We start from the raw sequence: 25426 nt of genomic DNA, 5'->3' as shown, positions 1-25426 counted from the left end.
GGTTGCTGGCCAGGGCCTCGTCATCGACCGGGCGAAACGCCGTGGAGTGCACGGGCACGCCGGCTTCCGACAGGTCGTAGTATCCGACCGGGACCATCCCCATCACGGCGAACAGCCGACGCAACATCGCCAGCTCGTCGGCGGTCCCTACCCGGATGGCGCCATGGCGCTCCACGCCCAGGCGGTTCAGTTCATCGTGAGTCGCGAGCCGTTCGGCCAATGCCGGGTCGCGCTCGAGGGTTTCCCGGTTCACCTGATCGACCAGTTCGAGCAGGGTTTCGTACTGGGGGACCTCGGCCTGATACATGGCCGACATCGCCCTGGAAAAGCGATCGCGGATCTCGTTCGATGAAACGTAGTTCGGGCTCACGGCATGCCTCCTTGGTGCTTGTCGACGATCATGACCGATCTGCCCTCGACAAAACCAGTCCCGCTCCCCGAAAAGGGCGATGGGCCCGGCCAAAAGCGTGCTTCCCTCGAAGGACGGCGCCGCCCCGCCGCGGAAATTGACATCGACAAATATGTAGCATTTACTACCAAATATAAAAATAGCACCATAAGTGGTGGATGTACTACAAAAAAGAAGCCATGTCATGCCCGAACTCAAGCATCTCCTGAACGACCCGCCCATGAGGCTGACCGCAGCAGAGCGCAAGGTGGCCCGCGCCCTGCTCGACGACTTTCCCCGCGCCGGGCTGGGCAGCATGGCGCGGCTCGCAACCACGGCAGGGGTCAGCGAACCCAGCGTCATGCGTCTGGTGAAGAAGCTCGGCTACAGCGGCTATGCCAGCTTCCAGCAGGCGCTGGTTCAGGAAGTCGACGAGCGCCTGCGCTCGCCGCGCCTCCAGCTCGACAAGCAGCACTACGACCATCCGGTGCCGGAAGCCTGGGACGACTACCTGGTGGGCGCCGGCAAGCTCATCGACGAAACCCGCCACCTGCTGTCGGCGCCAGACATCCTGGCCCTTTGCGAACTCATCGCCTCACCCGGCCAGCGCATCTGGCTGCATGGGGGGCGCTACAGCCATTTCCTGGCAGGCTATCTCCACGCGCACCTCAAGCTGCTGCGCGGCGACTGCCATCTGTTGGCCGATGCCGGCGCGATCGACAGCCTGATCGACCTTGGTCAGCGCGACGCCCTGATTCTGTTCGACTATCGCCGCTACCAGAGCCAATCAGCGACCCTGGCGCGTATCGCCAAGCGTCAAGGGGGGCGTCTGGTCCTGTTCACCGATGTCTACGACTCCCCTCTGCGCGCCCAGGCTGACCTGATCATCAGCGCCCCCGTCGATTCGCCGTCTCCCTTCGACTCGCTGCTTCCCGCGATGGCCCAGGTGGAAGCCCTGGTTCGCTGCCTCACCCTCACCGCCGAACCGGGGCTGAACGACCGCCTGGCACGCATCGATGAAATCCGCGCCCAGTTCCATGTTCACCTGATCGAGGACGAATGACGATGAACGCACCCGCCGACTCGCCCCGTGATCTCCCCTACCCACGCCATGCCACGGCGCTGCTGTTCGTCGACATGCAGGAACTCTGGGTACGCCCCGGCCTCGATGCGCACATCGATCCGGTGGCTGGCGAGTACTACTATCCCCGGTTGCACGAGAGCGTGATCCCCAACCAGATTCGCCTGCTCGGCGCCTTCCGCGAAGCCGGGGAAAACGTGCTCCATACCATCATCGAGAGCCTGACCGAGGATGGCCGGGACCGCTCCCTGGATCACAAGCTGTCGGGCATGCATTTGCCCAAGGGCCACCCCCACGCCCGGGTGATCGAGGAACTGACCCCCACACCCAACGAGATCGTGCTGCCCAAGACCTCCTCCGGGGTCTTCAACTCCACCGCCATCGACTACGTGCTGCGCAACCTGGGTGTCGAGCGTCTGGTCGTCTGCGGCGTGGTCACCGACCAGTGCGTGGACATGGCGGTACGCGACGCCGCCGATCGCGGCTACCTCGTCACGCTGGTCGACGATGCCTGCGCAACCCATGGCGAAGCCCGCCACCAGGCCTGTCTCGAGGCCATCGCCGGCTACTGCCACATCGCCGATACCGACAGCGTACTCGAACGCCTGGCGACGATGCCGACACGCTGACACGACGGCGTGACCGACCCCAACAATCACAAGACGAGCCCCTCATGGACCTGATCAATATTGTGACCACGGATTTGACGGCCATCACCCGAGGCCGCGCCGTACCGCTGGATGCGCTGGATGGCCACGCGGGGAGTGGCTGCGGCTGGGTGCCCGCCAACAGCGCCCTGACGCCGCAGGACATCATCGCCGCCCCCAACCCCTGGGGGTCGCATGGCGATCTGCGACTGGTGCCGGATCTAGAAAGCCGCATGCACGTGCCCAGTTCCAACGAGTCGCGGCCGGACCTGCATTTCGTGCATGGCGACTTGCGCACCCTGGACGGCGAACCCTGGGCCGCCTGCCCACGAACCCTGCTGGCCAATGAACTGGCACGCTATGCCGATACGCTGGGTTGGCGGGTATGCTCGGCTTTCGAGCATGAATTCACCCTGTCGGGGCTCGACGGCGACGCGCCCGCGTTCTCTCTGCAGGCCCAGCGTACGGCAGGCGCCTTCCTCTCGCAGCTGGCCGACGCCCTGGCGACGAGCGGCAACGAACCGGAAACCCTGCTGCCGGAATACGGGCGGCATCAATACGAAGTGACCTGCCGTCCGGCACTCGGCCTGGCCAGCGCCGATCGTGCCGTCAACCTTCGCGAGATCGTGCGCGACGTGGCCAGGCAGTGCGATCTTCAGACCAGCTTTACGCCGCAACCCCGGGTCGGCAGTGTCAGCAATGGCGTGCACCTCCATCTGAGCTTTACCGACCGCGAGGGCAAGCCCGTACTCCCCGACAACGACGATACCGACGGGCTCTCGCCCCTCGGGCGTCACTGGGCGGCCGGGGTGCTGCAGTACATGCCCGCGCTGTGCGCGCTCACCGCACCATCGCCGGTGTCTTACCTGCGCCTGCAACCCCACCAGTGGAGTTCCGCCTATACCTGCCTCGGGGTTCGCAACCGTGAAGCCGCCTTGCGCATATGCCCGACCACGACCCTCAGCGCCACGCCGCGGGCCCAGCAGTTCAACCTGGAATACCGCGCACTCGATGCAACGGCCAACCCGTACCTGGCCCTCGCGGCCATCCTCATCGCCGGACGCCTGGGCATCGAGCAACGCCTGCCACTATCCGCCCGCGCCGATCAGGACCCTGATGCGCTGGATGCCGGTCAGCGTGAGGCATTGGGCATCCGCGCCCTGCCCGGTTCGTTGGCCGAGGCCTTGAGCGAACTGAGCCAGGCCGAAACCTTGGTCGCGCAAATCCCCGAGGCGTTGCTTGCCACTTACCGGGCGATCAAGCGCCAGGAACTCTCGAATGTCGCCGGGCTCGGGAACGACGCTCTGTGCGATCACTACGCCAGGATCTATTGAGACACGCCATGCCCAGCCCAAACACCACCGCCGCCACGCCTTTCGACCGACCGGCCTGCACGGTTCATCACGAATGGGGCACGCATCCCGTGGTACTGATCTGCGAGCACGCCAGTCCCTATATCCCCCGGGCCTGCGCCAACCTCGGCCTGCCCGAGGGCGCGGAGCTCAATCACATCGGCTGGGACATCGGCGCCCTGGCCCTGGCCCAGCGACTCAGCGAGGAGCTGGATGCGCCGTTGATCGCCGCCAATTACTCGCGGCTGTTGATCGACCTCAACCGCCCCCTGCATGCGCCTGACAGCATCCCCACCCGGAGCGACACCTGGCCGATTCCCGGCAACCAGGCCATCGACGAGGCCGAGCGCCATGCGCGGCAACGGCTGTTCAGCGATTTCCATGGCGCTGTCGCCAGGCTGCTCGAAAGGCGCCAACGTCTTGGACTACCCACGCGGGTGGTAGCGGTGCATTCGTTCACCCCCACCCTGAATGGTGTCGCGCGGCCCTGGGAGTTGGGTGTGCTGTACCAGGATGCCCACGACTACGCCCAGCGCCTGCTGCTGTCGCTCGACCGACAGGGCATCCACGTCGGCGACAACCAGCCCTACCAGATCCACCCCGACGAAGATGTGGCCGTACCGGTCCACGGCGATGCCCGCGGCCTGCCCTGTGTCCTGCTCGAACTTCGCAACGACCTGCTGGGCGACGAGCGGTCGATCGACGACTGGGCCAGGCGACTGTCTCCGGTGCTTTGAACCCCACCTCATCGAGAACAACAACCCGAGGATACTCCCATGTCCATTGAAGACTTCGGCTACAAACAACAACTGCAACGGGGCCTTAGCCTGACCGACCTGGTCGTCTACGGCATGATCTTCATGATTCCCATCGCCCCTTTCGGGGTGTACGGCTGGGTCTATGCCGACGCCGAGGGTATGGTGCCACTGGCCTATTTCATCGGCATGGTGGCGATGCTGTTCACCGCACTGAGCTACGGGCAGATGGCCAGGGCGTTTCCCATCGCCGGTTCGGTCTACTCCTACGCGCAGCGCGGCATCCACGAGCACCTGGGCTTCATCGCCGGGTGGGTATTGCTGCTCGACTACTTGCTGATTCCGCCCCTGCTCTACATCTTCAGCGCCCTGGCGCTGCACCATTTCTTCCCGATGATCCCCAAGCTGGGTTGGATGCTGCTGTTTCTGATAGGCGCCACCCTCGTCAACCTGAGGGGGGTCACGTTTACCGCCCGGGCCAACAAGCTGTTCCTGGTCGGGGAACTGATCGTCCTCGCGCTGTTCCTGGCGTTCGGTTTCAAGGCCCTCTATGGCGGCATGGGCAGTGGCGAACTCACTATCGTGCCGTTCTACGACCCGGCCAACTTCGACCTCGACCTGGTGATGACGGCCGTCTCGGTGGCGGTGCTGTCCTTCCTCGGCTTCGACGCCATCTCGACACTCTCGGAAGAGGTCAAGGGCGACCCGCGCCGCCAGATCGGCCGCGCGGCCTTGATCGCCCTGTTCCTGATGGGGGGCATCTTCATCCTGCAGACCTGGCTGGCCACCGACCTGGCCGTAGGCATGACCTTCGAGACCGCGGATACCGCCTTCTACGAGATCGCCGCCGCCGCCGGCGGGAGCTGGCTGGGCACGCTCACCGCCATCGCCACCGCACTGGCCTGGGGCGTGGCGGTCTCCATCGTCTCGCAGGCCGCCGTATCACGCCTGCTGTTTTCCATGGCCCGCGACGGCAAGCTGCCCAGCGCACTGGCCCGGGTCCATGCCCGCTACCAGACCCCGCATATCAGCCTGTATCTGGTGGCCGTGCTCTCGCTGGGGATCGGCATCGTCTTCCTCGACGCACCGGACGCGCTGGCCACGCTGGTCAACTTCGGCGCCCTGACCGGCTTCTGCCTGTTGCACCTGTCGGTGATCAACCACTACGTCTTTCGCCAGGGGTCGCGCCGCTGGCTGGCCCACCTGGCCTTCCCCGCCGTCGGCCTGGCGATCATCGGCTATGTACTGCTCAGCATGAGCCACTTCGCTCAGCTGCTGGGCGCGGCCTGGATCGGTATCGGCCTGCTCTACCTGATCTTTCTGATCAGGCGCGGCGGAAGCCTGCACATCTCGGAGCCGGCATGAAACCCGCCTCCAGCAGATAGATCATCCCCGGCCGTGAGAGGCGTCGATCCCTCTCACCCCGCCGGCCCGAACGTCTCGAAATCGATCCGATCCGGGGGAACGCCGCCCTCCTCCAGACCATGACCGAGTTCGGCGAGAAACCGGGCGGGACCGCAGAGCAGATAGCGCGCCTCCGGCCCCGCTTCGAGCGCGAGAAGATCGCCGGCGGTAATCCGCCCCCTGGCGTCGTAGTCGACGCCGGCCGCATCGTCGGGACCCGGCGCACTGTAGAAGATGCGGCGCGTCACGCCGGCGGATTCGGCCACCAGCGCGTCGACCTCGGCCTTGAAGGCGTGACTCCCGCCGTCACGCGCGCCATGCACGAACCAGACGGGACGGCGGCCTCCTTCCGCCACGATCGCGTGGAGCATCGACAGCATCGGCGTGATACCGACGCCGGCGCTGACCAGGACCAGCGGGCCCTCCCCGCGGGGAAACACGAACTCACCCGCGGGCCGGCGCGCATCGATCCGGTCGCCGACAGCGATCCGGTCGTGCAGAAAGCGCGACGCCATGCCCTGCTCCTCGCGCTTGACGCTGAGCCGGTAGGTCCCGGCCAGCGGCGCCCCCGATAGCGAGTAGCTACGACCCACCCGCCCCGTTTGATGCGGCACCTCCAGCTCGATCGCCAGATGCTGGCCGGCCTCGAAGGGCGGGAGCGCGCCACCGTCGGCGGCGGCCAGGTAGAAGGAGGCGATCCGCTCGCTTTCGGTCACCCGGGCGACCACCTCGAGCCGCAGCGGCGCCTCGTCTTCCCGGTGCCACCGCAGGGCCAGCGCGGCCGGGCGATCCACCACCTGCTCCACCGTCACCTCGAGCATGCGTCTGGCGTTCGGATCGTGACTCTCCCGCGGCGCCCAGTCGATCCTGGCACGACCGGTGATCTGCAGCATGCCGCCCGTCTCGAAGTCGACGAAAAGCAGCCCCACGCGGGGGTCGCGGATCAGGTTGCCGATGGTGTTGAAGAAGTTGTTGCCGGCGTAGTCCGGGATCCGCAGCGTTCCGTCCTCGGCAAGGTGAACGAACCCCGGTTCGCCGCCCCGGTGCGAGGCGTCGTACCCCCGGGCCGGGCTCTCGCCGCCCGTGGCATGGCCTGAATCAGAACCGAAACCGGAACCGATGAAGAAGGTGTCGGCGGCGGCGATCCGCTTCCGCTGTCCGGCATCGAGTCGATCCGACACGGTGGCGCCGGACGCGGCCGGGAGCTCGACCCGCCGCCACTGGCGTTCGCGGATATATTGCGGGCAGTTGCCGAAACTCTGCTTCACATCGATGACCAGGCCGCCCTCCGCCGAACGAATCATGCCATTGAGGCGGTTGCGCCGACGTGTCGCCAGCTCGATGCCGAGCAGGCCGATGTCGGTTCCGGCGCCGAACGCCGCAGCCAGGGGATCCTGGGCAGCGAGCGTGGCCGCGAAGGTCAGCGTGCGCGGATCCGGCGACGCGATGAAACCCTCCTCGCCCTCCAGCAGGCTGACCCAGGGGCGCCCCCTTTCGTCGCCGGCTGCGGCCACGACGAAGGGCAGCATGGCGAAGAAATCCCGGTGCTGCTCGGGCATGTGATCCCGGATGAAGCCGCCGGCCGAGCTGGCGATGCCTTCCACGCCGGCGCGCCGCTGCGCCTCGAGCTCGCCTCCATGAAAAGGCGTTCCGTGGCGGGGCGTAATATCGATAGTCATGGGCTACCTCCGCTCGAAAGTCATCGGCTCAGGCGAGTACCGGCGAGGGCGCCATGCCGATGAAGCGAGGCAGCGCCTCGATACGCGCGAGCCAGGCCCGAACGTGCGGATAGTCGGCGAGACCGACGCCGCCTTCCGGCGCGTGAGCGATATAGCTGTAGCCGGCGATGTCAGCCAGCGTCGGCCTGTCGGCCGCGAGCCAGTCGCGACCGTCGAGATGGGCATTCATCATCTTGAGCAGCGCGTGCGCCCTGGCCTTCGCGGCCTCGTGGTCCAGGGGCGCGCCGAATACGGTGACCAGGCGCGCGGCGCAGGGGCCGGCGGCGATCTCGCCCGCCGCGATGGAGAGCCAGCACTGTACCCGGGCCTTCCCGATCGGGTCGGTGCCGGTCCAGGCGATGGACTCGCCGTAGCGCTCGACCAGATAGGTGATGATGGCGTTGGAGTCCGCCAGCGTGATGCCGTTGTCGTCGATCGCCGGCACCTGCCCCAACGGGCTGATCTCGAGATAGGCAGGCTCGCGATGGGCGCCGTTCGCCATATCCAGATCGACGTTTTCATAGGGCACCTCCAGCAGGGCGAGCATCAGCTCGACACGGTGGCAGTGGCCCGACTTGGGGTTGCGATACAGTTTCACCGGGGCAGCGTTAATGGCGTTGGCGTTCGACATGACAGGCTCCTTCATCGCGATGATGAGTGGGGTTATCGAAGAAGCCACTCTAGAACCTTACGAATCGCGGAAGAATATAGCTATCATAAAAGGCACTGTTTTGGATCCTGAAACTGTCATCATCCCGAACCTAGCGAGACACCATGGATCGTCTTCAGGCCCTGAAAGTTTTCGTCGCCATCGCCGAAGCGGAGAGCTTCGCCAGGGGGGCCCGTGACACGGGGCTCAGCGCGCCCTCCGCCACCCGGGCCGTCAACACGCTCGAGGCCGCCCTCGGCGCCCGGCTGTTCACCCGTTCGACCCGGCGCGTCAGGCTCACCGACGTGGGTCAGGCCTATCTCGCGGAGGTGCGGGAAATCCTCGCCCACCTTCAAGCCGCCGACGATATGGCCTCGGGGGCGGCCAACACCCCCGTCGGGCAACTGCGCATCACCTGCCCCCAGGAGTTCGGGCGGATCCATGTCGCACCGCTGCTGACCGAGTTTCTCGATGCGCACCCACAGGTCCGCGCCGACGTGCTGATGGTCGATCGCATCGTCAACCTGGTCGAGGAGGGCTTCGATATCGCCGTACGCATCGACCACCTGCCCTCCTCCGATCTCTCGGCCGTGCGCGTCGGGCAGGTCCGCCGCGTCATCTGCGGCTCGCCGGACTATTTCGCCGCACGGGGACGCCCCCAGGCGCCGGACGATCTCGCTTCGCATCGCCTGATCTCGAGCGGATCCACTACCGCACTGAACGAGTGGCGGTTCGGCCCGGACGGAGCGCGAGCCGTCAGGGTAAGTCCGCAACTCAGGATCACCAGCGTGGCCGCATCCATCGATACCGCCAGACGCGGCTGGGGGCTGTGCCGCGTGCTCTCCTACCAGGTGGGGCCCGACCTGGAGACCGGCACCCTCCAGACCGTGCTGGAAGAGCACGAGCCCGCCCCGCTGCCGATTCATCTCGTGCATGTGGAAGGGCGCCGCGCGGCAGCGAAGGTTCGCGCCTTCATCGATTTCGCCGCGCCGCGGCTGAGGCGGCTCGAAATATTACGCTGAATGAAGTCTTAAGCTTTGTCTGAAAAATCGACGAGCGATAGCCAGACAAGGCAAAAATCGGCGAGACAGCGGAATTTACGCGGTGTAAATGAGCATTTTGACGGGGGCGCCGAGCTCGGGCTGGCGCACCAGCCGATTTTTAACGCCGTATGGATGAGCGCAGGCATTTTTCAGACAGAGCGTAGAGTATCGGCTTCAACTCACATCAAGGAAGACAACATGTCGGCTACAAACATCCGTTCCGCGCTGGACGAACTGCTCAACCGGCAGGACCTCCCGCTGGAAGCGGTGATCGACCGCCATTTCAGCCCCGAATATCGCCAGCGCACCAACGGGCGCTGGAACGATCGCGCAGGATTTACCCGCCACGTGCGGAAACTTCGCGAAATCGTTGCGTCGGCCCGAATCGAGATGCTGGACGAACTACGGGATGGCACCCGCTACGCCGACCGCCACCGAGTCCATATCGCCAAGCGCGACGGCACCCACGTCGTGCAGGAGGTCTACCTGTTCGCGGAGCTGGATATCAACGAGCGCTTTCTACGAGTCGAGGAAACCTCGTTGATGCTGGAGGGTACCGAGGCCGATCGCGATATCGGTAGCGTTCGATGATGCAGACTGCCTGAAGCCGCGCCTCTGCCAGTCAGGCGATCTTCCCATCGGACAAACCCGTTCAGCGCGAGGCAACCTCACCGATCCAGCCCGCTCATCAGCACGTATTTGACGTCCACGTACTCCTCGATACCGTAGAAGCTGCCCTCGCGGCCATAGCCGGACTGCTTGACGCCGCCGAACGGTACCGAGGCCGTGCCCACCGAGCCGCTGTTGAGAATGACCATGCCCGCCTCGATCGCGCGGGACAGGCGGAACGACCGGCCCAGATCCCGCGTATAGCCATAGGCGACCAGACCGTACTCCGAGGCATTGGCACGCTCGATGACCTCCGCTTCCGTCCGGAATCTGTAGATGGCGAATACCGGGCCGAATATCTCGGTCCGGGCCATCTCTGCATCGTCGTCGAGCCCGGTGACGATGGTCGGCTCGTAGAACAGGCCGCCGAGGCCATGCGCTCTGCCGCCGATAACGATGTTCGCGCCGCGCAGACGGGCGCTCTCCACCAGCGAGGAGACTTTCTCCAGACCGGTACGATTGATCATCGGCCCGACGACGAAACCGTCACGCATGCCCTCACCGACTTCGATTCGCGAGACGCGTTCGGCCAGCGCCTCGACGAACCGGTCGTGAATCGCGTCGTGCACGTAGAAGCGATTGGGCGAGATGCAGACCTGGCCCGAATTGCGCAGCTTGGCACCCACCGCGCCTTCCACGGCGGCCTCCAAGTCGGCATCGTCGAAGACGATGAACGGCGCATTGCCCCCCAGCTCCAGCGTCATGCGGGTCAGCGTCTGACCGGCGGCACCCGCCAAGGTGCGACCCACGGCGGTCGAGCCCGTGAACGAGATCTTGCGGATCCGCGTGTCGCTGGTGAAGCGCTCGCCGATCTCCTTCGGATTGCCCGTCACCATCTCGAACACACCTTCCGGAATGCCCGCCTCGCGCGCGGTTTCCAGCAGCTTGTAGGCCGTCAGCGGCGTTTCCTCGGAAGGCTTGATGGTCATGGTGCAGCCCGCCGCCAGTGCCGTCGCCACCTTGCGCGTGATCATCATGAACGGGAAGTTCCACGGCGTGATGGCCGCCGTGGGGCCGACCGGCTCCTTGACCACCATGACTTGAGCGTTCGCCGCATGGCTGGGAATGGTATCGCCGTAGATCCGCTTGGCCTCTTCCGCGTACCACTCGATGAAACCGAGGCCGTATTCGATCTCGCCATACGCTTCGGCGAGACACTTGCCGTTCTCCTTCACCATCAGCTCGGCGAAAGCCGCCTTGTCGTCGCGGATGCGCTCGAACCAACCGCGCAGCAGCTCACTGCGCTCCTTCGCCAATCTGCGGGACCAGGCGGGAAAGGCCTCGCAGGTACGGTCGATGGCAGAATTCACTTCGGACAGGGTCATGGCCGGTGCCTGGCCGACCACGGTGCCATCGGCGGGGTTCAATACGTCGATCATGAAGATGCGCTCCTGAAAAGCAGAACAGGGGACGCCAGACGCGAGACGTTTCTGGCGAACTGATCTCATCGATGTCATCAACGATGAAGGATTGCATGATAGACACCCACAACCGGACCATACGATGGCTTAAAGTCTGCCTTTATTGCCTAATACTATTGTTTATTAATATTATTATTTCTTCATGCCATTGCCTCGACTCTACCCCGGCAAAAGCGTGGCAAACTCGCCCGAACGTTCGATGACCCGGATTCAAACGCTTCGGCGAGCCCGTCGAGAACGGATTTCAAGAACAGGACCAGACCCCATGAGCAGTAGCGATCCGATACCCTCCTCGACCCTGCACCATCGCCACGAGCCCGACGCCAGGCAGGAGGAGATGGTCGCGCTGCTGAAGACGCTTGCGCCCGATGAGGGCTACAACCTGACGGCACTGCCGGATGTCCGGTTTCTGCGTTCGAACCGCCCCTTGGATTCCACCCCCGTGCTGTACGATCCCGGTATCGTCATCGTCTGCCAGGGCCGCAAGCGGGGATTCTTCGGCGGCCAGGTCTACCTCTACGACGAGCAGCACTACCTGGCGGTTTCGGTGCCGGTGCCCTTCACCATGGAGACCGACGCCAGCGAGCGGGAGCCGCTGCTCGCCATCTACATGCATCTGGACTTCAAGCTCGCCGCCGACCTGATGCTGCAACTGGACCAGCTCGGTGGTGTCGAACCCGCCAACCCCCGGGGCATGATGTCGACGCCCATGGACCGCCGACTGAGCGATGCGGTGCTGCGGTTTCTGGACGCCATGAGCCGGCCGCTCGATGCCGAGATCCTGGGTCCGTCACTGGTGCGGGAGATCTACTTCCACGTACTGACCGGCGATCAAGGCCCTTCGATGCGGGCGGCGCTGGCCATGCAGGGCCAGTTCGGCAAGGTGGCACGTGCCCTGCGCTGCATTCACGCCTCCTACTCGACGGATCTCGACGTCGAACAGCTCGCCCGCAGCGCCGGCATGAGCGTTCCCACCTTCCATGCGCACTTCAAGGACGTCACTCACACTTCGCCCATGCAGTACCTGAAGTCCACCCGCCTGCACCAGGCGAGGCTTCTGATGGTCAGAAACGGCATCACGGCAGCGGCAGCCAGCGCTCAGGTCGGCTACGAGAGCCCGTCCCAGTTCAGTCGCGAGTTCAAGCGTCTTTTCGGCAGAAGCCCGATGGCGGAAGCCAGAAGAATGCGGGAGGAGTTCGCCATCCCGCCCGCCCACGCCGCAGCGACGTTCGTCTCGTCGCACTGAGCCAGTAACGCTGCCGCCGGCAACGGCCGTTCCAGCACCGCCTGGGCCAACGCATGCGTCGGCTCCCCAAGTCGTGCATGCTGATGGGCAAGGAGACAACGACATCACGGTCGCCAGGACAGGCAAGGGGATTCATGAGCCAGGAATCGGAACCGACGCGCAAGGCACTCTACGAACGAGCTCGACAGCAGGAGATCGCGGGGCGCTCAAGGATGAGCAAGGCGGAACTGGCGGCGGCACTCGAGCGGAGCTCGCCCGAGGAGCCCGCGCCGGAGGCGGCGACACGTTTTGATACCTTCAAGCGTCTGGCGGAAGCCGTGGCCGATGGCGAATTCGTGCTGCGTCCGCGGGCGCTGACCGGCTTCGAGCGTCGCCGGCACGTGCGCCAGACACTGCGCGAGGATCACCGAATGCGCATCGCGGATGGCTCCGAGGAAGCTGGCGCCAAGTTCGACCAGCTCTCCGACTCGCTGTTCTCGTTCTTCCGCGGCACCGCATTGCTGTTCTATCGCGACATGGCCGGCGACGACGCCTGGATGCCGACCGTGCTTGCCCTCGGCGACGTCCACCCCGGCAACTTCGGCGTCATGCCCAACGTGGACAACGTGCCGATCTTCTCGGTCAACGATTTCGACGAGGCCTACTACGCCCCGTTCACCTGGGATATCAAGCGCGGCGCGGCCGGCTTCATGATCGCCGCGGAGACCGAAGGCGAGCTCAAGCGCAAGCACCAGGTCAAGATCGTGCGCCGCTTCGTGCAGGGCTACAGCGAGACAATGCAGCGGCTGGCCCGCGAAGGCACCGAACAGGATGAGGAAATGCGTCACGACAACGCGCCGAAGCTCATCCGCAGGCTGTTCGAGGATGCCGATGAAGACCGCGCCGAGTGGCTCGCCGACGACTACCTCGACGAGACGCGCAGCGGCTTTCGCCCGACCAGGAAACTGGTGCCGGTCTCGTCGCGCCGCGACGAATTCCAGGCGATCACCGACCGGCTGATCGCGGAGAACGAGATCGACGTGCCGGAACGCGCCCGGGTGCAAGGCAAGCATGGCATGCGCGTGAAGGACGTGGCGATCCGCCTCGGCCAGGGCACCGCCTCGCTGGGGCTCAATCGTTACTACGTGCTGATCGAAGGCCCCCGGCGCGACGGTACGGACGATCTGATCATCGAGTACAAGCAGGCCAGGCGCTCGGCCCTTTCCGGCCTGGTGCCGCCCTCCGCCTACGAAATGGATGCGCACGCCGAACGCATCAGCCATGCCCAGGCCGTGCACCTGATACGCGGCGATCTTTTCTACGGCCATGTCGAGTTCGAGAGCCATAGCTACCTGTCACGCGAGCGCGCGCCGTTTCGCGACGATATCGATCTGGACGAGCTTTCCAAGCGCGAATGGAGGGATTATGCCCGCATCTGCGGCGGCGTGCTCGCCAGTGTCCACGCCCTCTCCGACGAATCCGGCAAGGTCGACTACGACATCGAACCGGCAATCGTCAACGCCATCGGGCCACCGGCGCTGTTCGCCGAGGACATGGTGGAATTCGCCATCGAAGCCGCCGACCGCGTACGCCGCGACCACGCGCTGTTCCGCGAGGACCACGCGCGGGGTGCGTTCACGCATCTGGATTGGGTGCATCGGTGACACCGGGAACACATCACTGGGTACTTAGGGCTCGGCGCCACACGTCCTGCAAGGATGGGGGCCGGGGCAAGGCGAAGCGGAGGTCCTTTGCCATGGATAGCAAAGGTAGCGCCAAAGGATGGGTTTACAGCGCCCTCGCGACGGTCCGAGGCCTCGGGCCTTGACGTCGGGTAAGCCCACTCTGCCTGCCGGGGTTGTGAAAGAAACTCTTGCTGCTTCGTAGTTGCAAGAGCGAGAGGGCAAACAACGGTTTTCTGGTCCTGCTATGCCGATTACGCCAAGTCTGTATTGTCACGCGAGAGGTATGTCCAAATCAGCTCCAGAACAGGAAAAGCCGACCAGCAAACAGCTACCGTTTATCATGCCGGCAAAGTGAATGGTTAGCTCCTTTTATTCTTTCTATTTCTGAGGGTTATCCTCGGCACCATCTTTCGCTTTGCAGCTAGTGACCCAGTTCTTTTGCCCGGCTGGCCTGGGGCATTAAAAAGCCAGCAAGTTCCTCTAGAACTTGCGCAAGAGGCCCTGGGTAAATTGCAACGTCGTCGATAAAGGCGCGCCATTGACGCTGCTTCTGTTCATCTGCCGCAAACGCTGGCGTGAGTGCCTCGGGCGTTTCGCCCGGAATTGCCGTCTTACGCCGCGCGAACGTCGCCGCGATCGCCTGAGCAAGCCTGTCATTATCAAAGCCGCAGGACCGACTGAGTATCCAGATGTCGTAGAAGTCCTTCATCCGACTGTTCGCCCGGCCCAGAGCCACCATCGCCTGGAACTTCTCAGCAATAACCGTCTCTCGCGCATAGGCACGCAGCCTTGGCGCGGGGAGGTCTAGCATGACCGGGAAATCGACGACTTCAGCACCGGGCTCCAGCGCATCGCCGAACCCGATATCAATCGTCAGGTTGACCCGGGCGCCTCCGACCGAGGCGATGGCGCGTAGCCGGAGACCGCCATAGTCGAGCTCATCGCGAATACGGTCGACACGCAACGTGTCCGGGTCGAAGGCGATACCGTCTTCGACATCCTGAGCGAGGATGGCCCGGAATGTCGCCAACATCGCATCCTCGCTTGGATCGCCGAAACCCAACAGATCCAGGTCACGCGTTCCACGGTGCGGATCGTCGAACCAACTCATCATCAGCATGGCGCCTTTCAGCACGAAGCGATCAGCATGGGGTGATCGGCTGAGTCGGAACAGAAGGCGCTCCAGCGTGAAGCGCGTAAGCACGAGATCGAAACTCTGTCCGTTCGCCTTGGAGAGCTTGAGAAGCCGGGCGCGCATGGAGGCACCGATATTCTTGATTTCCTTAGCCATTGGTAGTCAACGCCTCCAGATAGGGGCGGATCACGGTTCCTATCCCGCCTGTATCCGCCGCTCTGGCGATCTCGGCGGGTGTCGCCTTGCGTTGACGCAGGGCTTCTTGCAGTCCTTCGAGCGCGACGGCGAGACCGATCTTGCCGCGATGCCGGAAACAGTCGGCGACGGTCTTCGCCACGCCGAACACTTTCACCGATACGCCTTCGACTACATGCGTCTCGACGCTTTCGACGAGCAGATCGTCCGTGAAACGCAACACACGGATCGGCATATCTCCTGGTTTCGGCGTCCAGTCGTTCCTGCCGATCGCCATCCACACCTTCTTCGGAAGCTGATCCGTGATTCCATGAAAGGCGAGTGCCGAGACGAGGCAAATCACGCCCTTGGGGAAACGCTTAGCTGCTTCGGCGAGGCTATGATTTGCATCGAGCTCGGCATCGGTAAGCTGGTAGAGTCCGCGCGCAAGGCGGATCACCTCGCCCTTCTTCTCCATGCGACTGACCGTTGCGGCGGTCACTCCCGCATCCCTGAGTTCCGCAAGGCGCAGAATCCCACGCACCGCGAGGAGTTCACGGGCTATATCGCGCTGGGATCGCGTCTGGGCCATTGATATTAATCCTCACCAAATAACTTCTATAGCGTGTGGATTTGTATCACACAAAGCAGCCAAGAAAAAGATGAAAGCGCTTCCCAAGTCGACTGCCGGGCTTTAAGCCAGAGCACCGGGGACGACGCAACCCCGCCCAGCGCCCAGGCTTCACGCGCTGTTCCTCGAGGACCACGCGCGGGGTGTGTTCACGCATCTGGATTGGGTGCATCGGTGAGCGGCAAAGAGGGCCGCCAACGTGACGTCAGTAAGAAACGAGAAAGCCATGCAGGTCGATAGTGGAGTCACTGCAAGCGACGCGATGCGCTTACTCATGGAGACGGTGATGCATACGGTAAGACGCAAGCCCCTCAATCCGCCCGACCTGCCCGACACCCTGAGCGAAGGCCACAGCCAAGCCGTGCTGGTACAGGGAGGCGCTCGCGTGCTGCTTTCCAGCCAGGCGGGAATCGATACCGAAGGCCAGTTGGCTGGCCCCGATCTGGCCGAGCAGACCGCGGCGGCGCTGGACAATATCGAACGGTTGCTGTCAGACCTCGGTGGCGATCTCCCGCAAGTGGTGATGCTGAGAATCTACCTGGCCGAGTTCGCGCGCTACGATCAGCACGTGGTGATGAAGGCACTGAAGAGACGCTTCCCCATCGCGCCGCCGGCGGCCACCTGGTTGATTGTGTACGGCCTGGCCGAACCGGAATGGCTGATCGCCATCGAAGCCGAGGCGGTGCTGCCTGAATTCGTCTCGGACAACCAAGTGGTTGCGATGCAGGAAGTCTTGGCCGCGGCTGATGACGCTGCCGTGCGTTCATGACGCCGGGACTGCTTTGATAGCGTTTCGTGCAAAGGGCGAGGCGCAGCTACGCGAACGCTTCGAACGGGCTAAACAAGAGGGCGATCTACCGGAGGCGGCCGATTGCGCCGCCTCGCGACTCGTGCGAAGCGGCGGACCGGCATGGCGCCAGCTGCACCTAGCCGTTCTCGGGCGGGTCTACCCGCCGCTGCCTCAGTCCACCGTAAGCACGATCTTGCCCTGGATATGCCCCCGGGCGGCCCGTTCATGTGCCCTGCGGGCATCGGCAAGCGGATAGGTGCTGTCCACGACGACGCGGATCGTCCCGTCGTCTAGCAAGCGCCCGACTTCTGACAGCTGAGTCCCGTTCGAACGGACCTGCGTTGCCGATACCGTGACGCCCAGCCTGGCGGCCTCCTCGGCACCGTCGAAGCCCAGCGGGTAGACCGGGAACAAGGCGCCGCCGCGCTTCAATGTGCGCAGAAAGCGTCCGGTGGTCGCACCGCCGAGGGTGTCGACGACCAGGTCGATGTCACATGCAACGTCCTCGGGAGGTGTCCTGGTGTAGTCGATGAACGCGTCGGCCCCGAGCGCGCGCAGCAGCGATTCATGCTTGCCCGACGCCACCGCGATGACGTGCGCACCCTTCAGCTTCGCGATCTGCACCGCGAAGTGCCCGACCCCGCCCGCGGCCCCGTTGACGAGGACGACCTTGCCCTCGAGCGGCACCGGCTCATGGCGGTTCGGCTGAAGCGGATTCGATTCATCGTGACCCAGCTCGACCATGAACTGCCACGCGGTGAGCAGCGACATCGGCGCACCGGCGGCATGCGCATGGTCGATGCCGGCCGGCTTGAGCGCGACTTCCGTTGCCGGCACGCTGACGTACTCGGCGCAGGCCTTGCTCTCCCCGAACATGCCGCCAGGGAAGCGAACCATCGAATACACGGCGTCGCCAACGGAAAAGTCTTCGACATCGTCGGCGACCGCCGCCACGGCACCCGAGACGTCCGTTCCCAGAATGAGCGGGAAATCCAACTGCGGCTGCCATTCAGGAGGCAGCGATTTATACCCATCGCGCAGGTACCAGTCGGGCGGATTGAGGCCGACCGCATGAACGCGAACGAGTACGTCGCCTGCCTTCAAATCGGGGATTGGCGCATCCTCGTAACGCAGCACATCGGGACCACCGAATTCGTACTGTCGAATCGCTTTCATCGTCCGGGTCGGCATCGCTTCCTCCTTCGCTGGGAATATGCCATTCTTAGCGGATCACTGCTCCATATATAATCGGGGCACCGCTCCGTTTGTCAAGAGAAGAGTATGCGAGCCGACGCAAAAAAGAATTACGACCAGCTTCTGGCCGCCGCGCGCGATGTGGTCACCGAGCAGGGTGCCGACGCTTCGCTGCGTGACATCGCGCGCAAGGCGGGCGTCGGGCTGGGCACGCTGTACCGTCACTTCGTGACGCGGGAGGGGTTGCTGGAGACCTTGCTGCGCACGCGATTCGACGAACTGAAGGCAGCAGCGGGTGAACTCGAGAGATCGAGCGCACCGGATGGCGCCCTCGTGTCGTGGCTGCGCGACCTCGTCGCCTGTGCCAACGACTATCGCGGCGTCATCGCATCGATGGTGGCCGCCATCGAGGACGAGGACTCCGCGCTCCATGAATCATGTGTGACGATGAAGGCAGCCGGCACGCGGCTCCTGACCCGCGCGCAGCAACAGGGCCTTGCGCGATCCGATATCGATGGCACCGACCTGTTCGCCCTGGTCGGAGCGCTGGCATGGGTAGGCGATCAACCCGCACTCGCGCCGCGTGCGGACCACCTCTTTGATGTCATCGCCGGCTCGGTCCTGACGGACCGGTCCAGCACCCCTGCCCGTTAAGCATGTTCTGAAGCCGTTCTGACCCACGCTTCGTCGAACGCTACGCATTTCATGGGCCTGCCAACGACTGCCGGGCTCGGCGTCGCCCAGGCAGGGACCGCTGTACGGTCACCAGGGAAGATCGCCTTGCGCATCGGCAAAGTACCCTGACCGACCGTCATCGGCGATCGCCGCACGCGCCGGTGCTGCAGCGGCTTCGGCGGGCAAGCGATCGCCCGCATGGCCGGTCAGGTCTGTCGCCGTCAACCCGGGGCAGATGGACTGAACGCTGATGCCGCTATCTCGCAGTTCCGCCGCGAGCTGCACCGTCAGCATGTTCAGTGCGGTCTTGGAGCCGTTGTAGCCGATCAGTTTCACGTCATAGGCTTCCCAGGTGGAATCGCCGTTGAGGGTCAACGAACCGAGACTGCTCGACAGGTTGACGATGCGGCCGGCCCCGGAGCGACGCAGCAGCGGAAGCACCGCCTGCGTGACGGCCAGGGCGCCTTCGACGAGATCGATGCCGCCACGCAGAATCTCATGGAACATCGGGAGACGCCTTCGGGCACCGTACGCATCGTGATATCGCACGAAGCCTACGACGACGTCATCGCCCCCTGCCTCGCGGATCTTCACGCGGCCTTCCCGCAGATCCTGCTCGACATCCATCTCGAGGATATCTGTGTCGACATCGTCAGCGAGCGCTACGACCTTGGCTTCCGGCTGGGTGAATATCTCCATCCCGACACGGTCGCCGTGCCCGTCGGGCCACGCCTGCGCCAACTGGCGGTGGCCTCGCCCGGCTATGCCGCGTCGCATGGGTTGCCCTCACATCCGCAGGAACTGACGCATCACGCCTGCCTCAATTGGCGCAAGCAGCGAGATGGCGAACCTTATGCCTGGGAATTCGAAAAGGACGGCGAGCCCCTGTCGATTGCCGTGCAGGGGCCGATGATCTTCAACGACCGCAGCGCGGCCGTGCGTGCGGCGATGGACGGGATCGGGATCGTCATGTGGCTCGAGCATCGGCTCCGGCCAATGATCGACGACGGACAACTAGTGCCGGTTCTGGAGGAGTGGTCTCCCTCCAGCCAGGGAATCTTCGCCTATTACTACCGAAACCGACACATGAGCCCCGCCACCCGCGCGGTTATCGAGTTCCTGCGGCGGCGTTCCAGCGTCCCTGTCGAAGGAGCGCCAGATACCCGCGCTACCGGGGCCAGAGCCTCCACGCCCGCCGCGGGCGAATGATCCGCATCGGACAGAAGACCACAGCATGACGATCACCAAACAAGCCGAACTGGATGGGCTGAAGGAGATCGACCGCATTGTCGCCGATACCATGCGCGCAATGGCGAACTCCATGGAGCCCGGCATGACAGCGTGGGAGCGTGGCGAGTTAGCCAACAGAACGCCATCTAGAAGCGCTCGAGCGATGACGCCTTGAAGACGATGAACAGTGCCAGAAGGCCCAGTATCCCGAAGGCATAGTGCAGCGTGACAAAATGTGCGGTAAAGCCGATCAGCGGCGGCCCGAGCAGCATCCCGCCGTAGCCCAGGGTCGCCACGCTGGCGATGGCCACGCCGGGTGGCGTGTCGGGATCGTTGGCTGCACGCGAAAAGGCCAGCGGCATGATGAGTGCGTAACCGATACCGAGGAAGAAGAAGCCAAGCAGCGCCGCCATGAAATTGGCGGGGAGCACGGCGAGAAGCACGCCAATGGATGCCGAACACCCCGCGAAGCGTGCAGCGGTCGCCGGGCCCAGCCGGGAAATCACCCCGCCGCCGATCAGCCGCATGACGACCATTGCCCCCGAGAACACGGCATATCCGAGTGCCCCCTGAGCGGTGGTCGCCGATGTAACGGTGACCAGAAACAGCGCACTCCAGTCGGCAATTGCGCCTTCGCCGAGCGAGGCACAAAGGGCAATGACTCCGACCCCCAGCAGGACGCCATGGGGCAGAGGAAAGCGTTTTGCACCCGCCGGGCGCGGCCTCGTCTCGGAGTGCCAACCGATGTTAGCGAGCCAGAGCGTGCTCACGGACATCACGATCGCAATGAGCGAAAAGTGCGCAAGCAGCGACAGGTCAAGCCTGACCGCCATATAGCCCGCAGCGGCACCGACGCCAGCGCCCAGACTCCACATGGCATGAAACGACGACATGACGGGCTTTTCGATGAAACGCTCCGCCTCGCCGGCCCAACTGTTCATGGTGACGTCCATGGCACCATGGCCGGCACCGAAGAGAAATAGCGCGCCAGCCGTCAGCCAGAGGTTGAATGCGCCGGCGATCAGCACCAGGGCAAGGGCATACGCGACAGCAATGGCGAGTGTCGCGCGCGCGGCACCGACGGTATCCGAGGCCCTGCCAGCCAGCGGAAACGAGACCAGGGCGCCAGAAGCCAACACGAGCAGCAGCAGGCCGAGCCAGCCGCCATCCAGGTCGTGTTGCACCGCCACCGTGGGGATGCGCGAAGCCCAGGTGCCGAACAATCCACCGTTGAGAAAGAACATGGCGGCTACGGCGAGCCAGGCTCTCCGTGGGCTAGGCATGCAGGATCTCCATTGCCGAGCTGCCGAACGCCGCCACTTCTGCCGGCACGGCATCGGTGATCAGACAGTCGATCTCTTCGAGCGCGACCGCCCTGTGCCGAGCGCGCCGCCCGATCTTCTCGCGCGAGGCCAGCGCCAGGGTTGTCTTCGCCGCCCGGGACATGGCGTGCTTGAGATACGCTTCCTGCTGGTCGTCGACGCTGAGTCCGAATTCGGCATCGAGACCACAGACACCGAGCACGGCGATGTCCGCGTAAAGACTGGCCGTGGCCAGCAACGCAGTGTCGCCGACATTGACGCCGCCGCGCGCACTCAATTGGCCCCCCAGCATGAAGACCTCGACGCCATTTTTCTGACAAGCCACCGCCACCCAGGGAGAAGGCGTCATCACCAGCAGCCCCGGCTTCGGCTGTAGTCTCTCGGCGAGCGCGAGCACCGTGGTTCCACCATCGAGCAATAGAGTGTCGGCGGCGTCGATCGAGCTCGACGCTCGGGCGACAATGGCCTCGATGGCCTTTGCATTGGCCGGGACCCGATACTGTAGAGGCGCCGAGGCCGGAGCGGTGGAAACCGCTCCCCCTCGGACCCGTTGCGCCCTGCCCTGTTGCTCGAGGGCAATGATGTCCCGGCGAATGGTATCCAGCGACACGCCGAACTCGGCAGCGAGATCCTGTGCGATCAATTGTTCGCCACTGGCCAGCCTGGCCAGCAACTGCTGCTGTCGGGTTTCAGGGACGTTGAGCATCGTGCCTCCAGTGCGCACTTTTGCATAATAATGCATAGTTTTGCACCTTTTAGCACGATCATGCTTGAAGCGCCAGGAAGCTGGCAGGTACCGGCAGTGCCGATGGCGTCCCACCGCCCGCAATCGACAAAAGACAGAGAGCGCTCTTCGAATGGCTATGACGCCGGGGAGCCCGCCTGGCTCAGCCTCAAACAGCGCTGGCCCATTCGATGGCGTCTGCCCCTGCCGGTATGCGCATCGGGCTGGACGGATCGGTCGCCGCACGCCAGACGGCTTCGGCGACATCGCTCGCGTAGGTGACGGGGGCGGACTCATCGGTCATCCCGGCAAGCATTGGCTGGAACACTTCGGCATACGCCTCGTGCTCCAGCCCATCCATATGGGCGTTCTCGGCAAATTTCGTCTCGGGTGAGCGCCCTGGCAACACCAGGCGCACGCGGATGTTGGAAGGCTCGAGCTCCAGGGCCATCGACTCAGTAAAGGTATTCACCGCCGCCTTGCTGGCCGCGTAGAGCGAGACCAGCGGTAGCGGTTTGAGCGTAACGCTCGAGGTGACATTGACGATCACGCCCGCGCGGCGCTCACGGAACTGCGGCAGAAACGCCTGGGTCACCGCCATGGTGCCGATGGTGTTGGTCTCGAAGAGCTGGCGGGCCAGTTGCGGCGCGATCAGCTCGAAGGGCATCCCGACGCCGAAGCCCGCGTTGTTGACCAGGACATCGATCGGCCCTGCCGCTTCCAGGACATGACGGATGCTCTTCGCATCGGTGACATCGAGCGCCAGCACCCGCAAGCGGTCCGACGCGGGCAGCAGGTTGTCACTGGGATCGCGCATCGTGGCGATGACGCTCCACCCCCGATCGAGAAAATAGCGCGCGGTCTCGAGCCCAAAGCCGGATGAACAGCCAGTAATCAGAACGGTTTTCATGAGGACACCTCTGGATGGGTAGACGCCCATGATAGGCGCCACCAGCCAGACCCAATACAATCATAAGTCCATCATAATTTTGCGATAGTCCAGACTATGGTCGATCCGGTTACCGAAGTCGTCTCATTGCTGCAGCCCGGTGCGCCGTTTTCCAAGATCGTCAACGGCGCGGGAGCGTGGCGAGTTCGCCACCCTTTCCTCGGGCGACCCTTCTACTGCGTGATCCTCGAAGGCGCGTGCCATTTCGTCCCCCAGGAGGGAGATTCGCTGACACTCGGCGCAGGCGACTTCGTTCTGACGCCGGAAGCCTTTGCCTTCACGATGTCGAGCCTCGAACCACTGCAGCCGGGGGCGCCGGACACCTCTCCGGTCGAGTTCATGACAGGGCGCTATCGCCTGGGGGCCCCGAACGGCCCGCCCGACTTCGTGGCACTGGTCGGCCACTGCGAATTCGGCTCGCCGGACGCCGCCCTGCTGGTTTCCCTGCTGCCGCAACTCGTGCACGTGCGTGGTCAGCCCCGGCTCGCCACCCTGGTCGAACTGGTGAGGGAAGAGTCGCGTGCTCAGCGCCCCGCCCGGGATGTCGTGCTGTCACGATTGCTCGAAGTGCTGCTGGTCGAAGCCTTTCGATCCGCACCGGAGACCGGCACGGCCCCCGGCCTGGTCAACGGGCTGGCTGACGAGCGTCTCTCCATCGCGATCCGCCTGATGCACGAGAAACCGGCGCGCCGCTGGACCGTCGCGCAACTCGCGCAGCAAGCCGCGCTCTCACGCTCCGCCTTTTTCGAGCGATTCAACCGCGTGGTCGGCGTCGCGCCGATGGAATATCTGCTCGCCTGGCGCATGGCGATGGCAAAGGCGATGCTTCGCGACCCGCAGAGCAGCGTCGTCGAGATCGCCGACCGCGTTGGCTACCGTTCTGCGAGTACGTTCAGCGTGGCGTTCAGCCGCTACACCGGGCTGCCGCCGAGGCAGTACGCCAAGGAAGCGAGCAGGATTCGGGAGAGCGGCGCCCTGGCATGACGCCGCTTTTTCGGTGCGTGAACCTGTCCGGTGGGATGGGGAAGCGCGTGAGCGAGTCTTTTCGCTTCGAAGCATGGGTGTCTTGCTGGCTGTTGCCTAACCTCCGTTCTCCATGGCATGCAGCTTCTCCACTCGCCGGCGAAACTCTTCGCTGGTGGAAAATTCGGCGTCGAGATAGGCCTTGATCAAGTCATTGGCCAGCCAGGGGCCGACGATCTGCGCGCCAATGCACATCACGTTGACGTCATCGTGCTCGACGCACTGGTGGGCCGAGTGGATGTCGTGGCACACCGCGGCGCGAATGCCCCGGATCTTGTTGGCGGCGATGGACGCCCCCACGCCGGTACCGCAGACCATCAACCCTCTGGCCGCCTCGCCACTGGTCACCTTTGCGGCCATCTGCTTCGCGATATCGGGAAAATCCACCGGGGTGTCATCGTGTGACCCCACGTCGATCACCTCATGACCGAGCGATTCCACGTATTCCACCACCGAGGCCTTGAGCCTGTAGCCCGCATGATCCGAGCCTATGACGATCTTCATGTATCTACTCCAGGTTTTGTTTAGCGAAGCATGCCTGGCAACCAGAGCACCAGGTCCGAGGCAAACGTGATGATGGCCAGCGTCATCAGCAACGGCACGTAGAAGGGAATCAGCGCCCAAAGCAGTTGGCGCAGGGATATTCTGGCAATCGACGAGATCAGGTACAACGACAGTCCCATGGGCGGCGTCAACAGGCCGATCATCAGGTTGAAGATCGCCACGATGCCCAGATGCACGGGATCGACACCGGCCAGCACCATGGGCGGGGCAATCACCGGCACCACCAGCAGCGTGGCTGTGGTGGAATCCAGGAACATGCCCACCGCAAAGAAGATCAGGTTGGCGATCAACAGCAGCACCAGCGGATCCTTCGAGATCTGCAGTATCCAGCCGGCAAACTCCTGGGGAATCTGCTCGACGGCCAGAATCCATCCAAACAACGAGGCGGCGGCAACGATGATCAGGATGGCACTGGTACTGCGCAGCGTGACCAGCATGGCGTTCCACAGATGGCGCCAGGTCAGTTCCCGGTACACAAGCCCGCTGATCAACAGCACATAGCCGGCCGTGACCGCCGCCGCTTCGGTCGGGGTAAACAGGCCGCTCATCATCCCCGCGATCATGAGCACCGGTGCCAGCAGAGCCGGCAACGCCGGCAGCAGTGCCGCGAGAACTTCCCCGAAGGTAGGCCAGCGTGCGGCGCGGGGCATGTTGCCACGCAGTGCCAGAACGGCCGCAGTCGCCATCAGCAGCGCAATACAGATCAGCGCCGGAACGATACCTGCTATCAGCAGCTGCACGATGGAAACGCTGGTCACCGAGCCATAGACGATCAGGGGAATGCTCGGCGGAAATATCGGCCCCACGACCGCCGAAGAAGCCGTGACGGCGGCGGAAAAGGGTGCCGCAAAACCGCGCTTGCGCATGGCTTCGATCTCGATCTTGCCCAGCCCGCCGACATCGGCCAGCGCTGCACCGGACATGCCCGAGAAGATCAGGCTGGAGAAGATGTTTACCTGTGCGAGCCCACCCGGCACC

26 protein-coding genes and 1 pseudogene are annotated in these 25426 nt (G+C 64.1%); 14 read left to right on the top strand and 13 right to left on the bottom strand.

What is annotated here, in order from left to right; translation table 11 throughout:
• The coding region (locus tag HR9077_RS15455) for a 2-oxoadipate dioxygenase/decarboxylase family protein (protein WP_244613286.1) at window positions 1-316 on the bottom strand (316 nt) is incomplete at its 3' end.
• Window positions 317-593: 277 nt separating this feature from the next.
• Here HR9077_RS15455 and HR9077_RS15450 point away from each other — a divergent pair.
• The 5 genes from HR9077_RS15450 to HR9077_RS15430 are packed head-to-tail and all read left to right on the top strand — an operon-like array spanning window position 594 to window position 5588.
• Window positions 594-1451 carry a MurR/RpiR family transcriptional regulator gene (locus HR9077_RS15450; RefSeq protein ID WP_136067896.1) on the top strand — a complete coding sequence of 286 codons (858 nt, stop codon included), beginning with the start codon at window positions 594-596 and terminating at the stop codon, window positions 1449-1451.
• Between the two features lie 2 nt (window positions 1452-1453).
• Window positions 1454-2098, top strand: a complete 645-nt coding sequence (locus tag HR9077_RS15445; RefSeq protein WP_136067895.1) for a cysteine hydrolase family protein — start codon at window positions 1454-1456, stop codon at window positions 2096-2098.
• A gap of 44 nt (window positions 2099-2142) precedes the next feature.
• Entirely contained in the window at window positions 2143-3450 is a 1308-nt protein-coding gene (locus tag HR9077_RS15440) for a glutamine synthetase family protein (protein ID WP_136067894.1), read from the top strand.
• Window positions 3451-3458: 8 nt separating this feature from the next.
• Complete coding sequence (locus tag HR9077_RS15435) at window positions 3459-4205, top strand: N-formylglutamate amidohydrolase (RefSeq protein WP_136067893.1); 747 nt, start codon at window positions 3459-3461, stop codon at window positions 4203-4205.
• Window positions 4206-4244: 39 nt separating this feature from the next.
• Window positions 4245-5588: an APC family permease gene (locus tag HR9077_RS15430; protein ID WP_136067892.1), complete on the top strand. Its 1344-nt coding sequence runs from the start codon at window positions 4245-4247 to the stop codon at window positions 5586-5588.
• A gap of 53 nt (window positions 5589-5641) precedes the next feature.
• Here HR9077_RS15430 and HR9077_RS15425 read toward each other — a convergent pair whose 3' ends face one another.
• Both HR9077_RS15425 and HR9077_RS15420 read right to left on the bottom strand, forming a co-directional pair.
• Window positions 5642-7306: an FAD-binding oxidoreductase gene (locus HR9077_RS15425; RefSeq protein ID WP_136067891.1), complete on the bottom strand. Its 1665-nt coding sequence runs from the start codon at window positions 7304-7306 to the stop codon at window positions 5642-5644.
• A gap of 28 nt (window positions 7307-7334) precedes the next feature.
• A complete protein-coding gene (locus tag HR9077_RS15420; protein WP_136067890.1) occupies window positions 7335-7976 on the bottom strand; it encodes a glutathione S-transferase family protein in 642 nt (213 codons plus the stop codon).
• A 143-nt stretch (window positions 7977-8119) separates the two neighbouring features.
• On the opposite strand from HR9077_RS15420, the gene HR9077_RS15415 reads away from it, so the two are divergent.
• A complete protein-coding gene (locus HR9077_RS15415; protein ID WP_136067889.1) occupies window positions 8120-9016 on the top strand; it encodes a LysR family transcriptional regulator in 897 nt (298 codons plus the stop codon).
• Window positions 9017-9235: 219 nt separating this feature from the next.
• Entirely contained in the window at window positions 9236-9628 is a 393-nt protein-coding gene (locus tag HR9077_RS15410; protein WP_136067888.1) for a nuclear transport factor 2 family protein, read from the top strand.
• Between the two features lie 77 nt (window positions 9629-9705).
• Here the strand turns inward: HR9077_RS15410 and HR9077_RS15405 are convergent, their stop codons facing one another.
• Window positions 9706-11085 (bottom strand): NAD-dependent succinate-semialdehyde dehydrogenase, encoded by a 1380-nt coding sequence (locus tag HR9077_RS15405; RefSeq protein ID WP_136067887.1) that lies wholly within the window; start codon window positions 11083-11085, stop codon window positions 9706-9708.
• 307 nt (window positions 11086-11392) lie between these two features.
• On the opposite strand from HR9077_RS15405, the gene HR9077_RS15400 reads away from it, so the two are divergent.
• Entirely contained in the window at window positions 11393-12373 is a 981-nt protein-coding gene (locus tag HR9077_RS15400) for an AraC family transcriptional regulator (protein WP_136067886.1), read from the top strand.
• A 134-nt stretch (window positions 12374-12507) separates the two neighbouring features.
• Window positions 12508-14016, top strand: coding sequence for a DUF2252 domain-containing protein (locus HR9077_RS15395; protein ID WP_136067885.1), 1509 nt, complete (start codon window positions 12508-12510; stop codon window positions 14014-14016).
• Window positions 14017-14458: 442 nt separating this feature from the next.
• Here the strand turns inward: HR9077_RS15395 and HR9077_RS15390 are convergent, their stop codons facing one another.
• Together HR9077_RS15390 and HR9077_RS15385 are read right to left on the bottom strand one after the other, a co-directional pair.
• Window positions 14459-15328: a nucleotidyl transferase AbiEii/AbiGii toxin family protein gene (locus tag HR9077_RS15390; protein WP_136067884.1), complete on the bottom strand. Its 870-nt coding sequence runs from the start codon at window positions 15326-15328 to the stop codon at window positions 14459-14461.
• Entirely contained in the window at window positions 15321-15938 is a 618-nt protein-coding gene (locus HR9077_RS15385; RefSeq protein ID WP_136067883.1) for a type IV toxin-antitoxin system AbiEi family antitoxin domain-containing protein, read from the bottom strand. Before HR9077_RS15385 ends, HR9077_RS15390 begins: the two co-directional genes overlap by 8 nt.
• Before the next feature lie 265 nt (window positions 15939-16203).
• Here HR9077_RS15385 and HR9077_RS15380 point away from each other — a divergent pair, with 265 nt between their 5' ends.
• A complete protein-coding gene (locus HR9077_RS15380; protein WP_244613284.1) occupies window positions 16204-16746 on the top strand; it encodes a Rid family hydrolase in 543 nt (180 codons plus the stop codon).
• Between the two features lie 192 nt (window positions 16747-16938).
• Here the strand turns inward: HR9077_RS15380 and HR9077_RS15370 are convergent, their stop codons facing one another.
• On the bottom strand, window positions 16939-17958 hold the full coding sequence (locus HR9077_RS15370; RefSeq protein WP_136067882.1) for an NADP-dependent oxidoreductase: 1020 nt from the start codon (window positions 17956-17958) through the stop codon (window positions 16939-16941).
• Between the two features lie 90 nt (window positions 17959-18048).
• On the opposite strand from HR9077_RS15370, the gene HR9077_RS15365 reads away from it, so the two are divergent.
• Window positions 18049-18615, top strand: coding sequence for a TetR/AcrR family transcriptional regulator (locus tag HR9077_RS15365; RefSeq protein WP_136067881.1), 567 nt, complete (start codon window positions 18049-18051; stop codon window positions 18613-18615).
• Between the two features lie 108 nt (window positions 18616-18723).
• Here the strand turns inward: HR9077_RS15365 and HR9077_RS15360 are convergent.
• Window positions 18724-19251: pseudogene (locus tag HR9077_RS15360) on the bottom strand (SDR family NAD(P)-dependent oxidoreductase); the annotation flags it as partial.
• Between HR9077_RS15360 and HR9077_RS15355 the strand changes: the two are divergent.
• On the top strand, window positions 19135-19845 hold the full coding sequence (locus tag HR9077_RS15355; protein WP_136067879.1) for a LysR substrate-binding domain-containing protein: 711 nt from the start codon (window positions 19135-19137) through the stop codon (window positions 19843-19845). The pseudogene HR9077_RS15360 and the gene HR9077_RS15355 overlap by 117 nt on opposite strands.
• Window positions 19846-19870: 25 nt before the next feature.
• Entirely contained in the window at window positions 19871-20041 is a 171-nt protein-coding gene (locus tag HR9077_RS22030) for a hypothetical protein (RefSeq protein ID WP_210725941.1), read from the top strand.
• On the opposite strand, the gene HR9077_RS15345 is transcribed toward HR9077_RS22030, so the two are convergent.
• From HR9077_RS15345 to HR9077_RS15335, 3 genes are all read right to left on the bottom strand, one after another.
• Window positions 20013-21110: an MFS transporter gene (locus HR9077_RS15345; RefSeq protein WP_244613282.1), complete on the bottom strand. Its 1098-nt coding sequence runs from the start codon at window positions 21108-21110 to the stop codon at window positions 20013-20015. The genes HR9077_RS22030 and HR9077_RS15345 overlap by 29 nt on opposite strands.
• 31 nt (window positions 21111-21141) lie before the next feature.
• The gene (locus HR9077_RS15340; RefSeq protein WP_168380968.1) at window positions 21142-21894 is read right to left on the bottom strand and encodes a DeoR/GlpR family DNA-binding transcription regulator; all 753 of its coding nucleotides are present in this window, start codon (window positions 21892-21894) and stop codon (window positions 21142-21144) included.
• A 187-nt stretch (window positions 21895-22081) separates the two neighbouring features.
• On the bottom strand, window positions 22082-22822 hold the full coding sequence (locus tag HR9077_RS15335; protein ID WP_136067877.1) for an SDR family oxidoreductase: 741 nt from the start codon (window positions 22820-22822) through the stop codon (window positions 22082-22084).
• A 96-nt stretch (window positions 22823-22918) separates the two neighbouring features.
• On the opposite strand from HR9077_RS15335, the gene HR9077_RS15330 reads away from it, so the two are divergent.
• Complete coding sequence (locus tag HR9077_RS15330) at window positions 22919-23845, top strand: AraC family transcriptional regulator (protein ID WP_136067876.1); 927 nt, start codon at window positions 22919-22921, stop codon at window positions 23843-23845.
• 96 nt (window positions 23846-23941) lie between these two features.
• Here the strand turns inward: HR9077_RS15330 and rpiB are convergent, their stop codons facing one another.
• Together rpiB and HR9077_RS15320 are read right to left on the bottom strand one after the other, a co-directional pair.
• On the bottom strand, window positions 23942-24388 hold the full coding sequence (gene rpiB / locus HR9077_RS15325) for a ribose 5-phosphate isomerase B (RefSeq protein ID WP_136067875.1): 447 nt from the start codon (window positions 24386-24388) through the stop codon (window positions 23942-23944).
• A gap of 20 nt (window positions 24389-24408) precedes the next feature.
• A partial coding sequence (locus HR9077_RS15320; RefSeq protein WP_136067874.1) for a TRAP transporter large permease occupies window positions 24409-25426 on the bottom strand: 1018 nt, incomplete at its 5' end.

It is taken from the genome of Modicisalibacter radicis, from assembly GCF_900961225.1.
In the GTDB taxonomy this organism is placed as follows: Bacteria; Pseudomonadota; Gammaproteobacteria; order Pseudomonadales; family Halomonadaceae; genus Modicisalibacter.
Note: the sequence above shows the minus strand (reverse complement) of the source record. Positions and strands in the feature narration are given on the sequence as shown.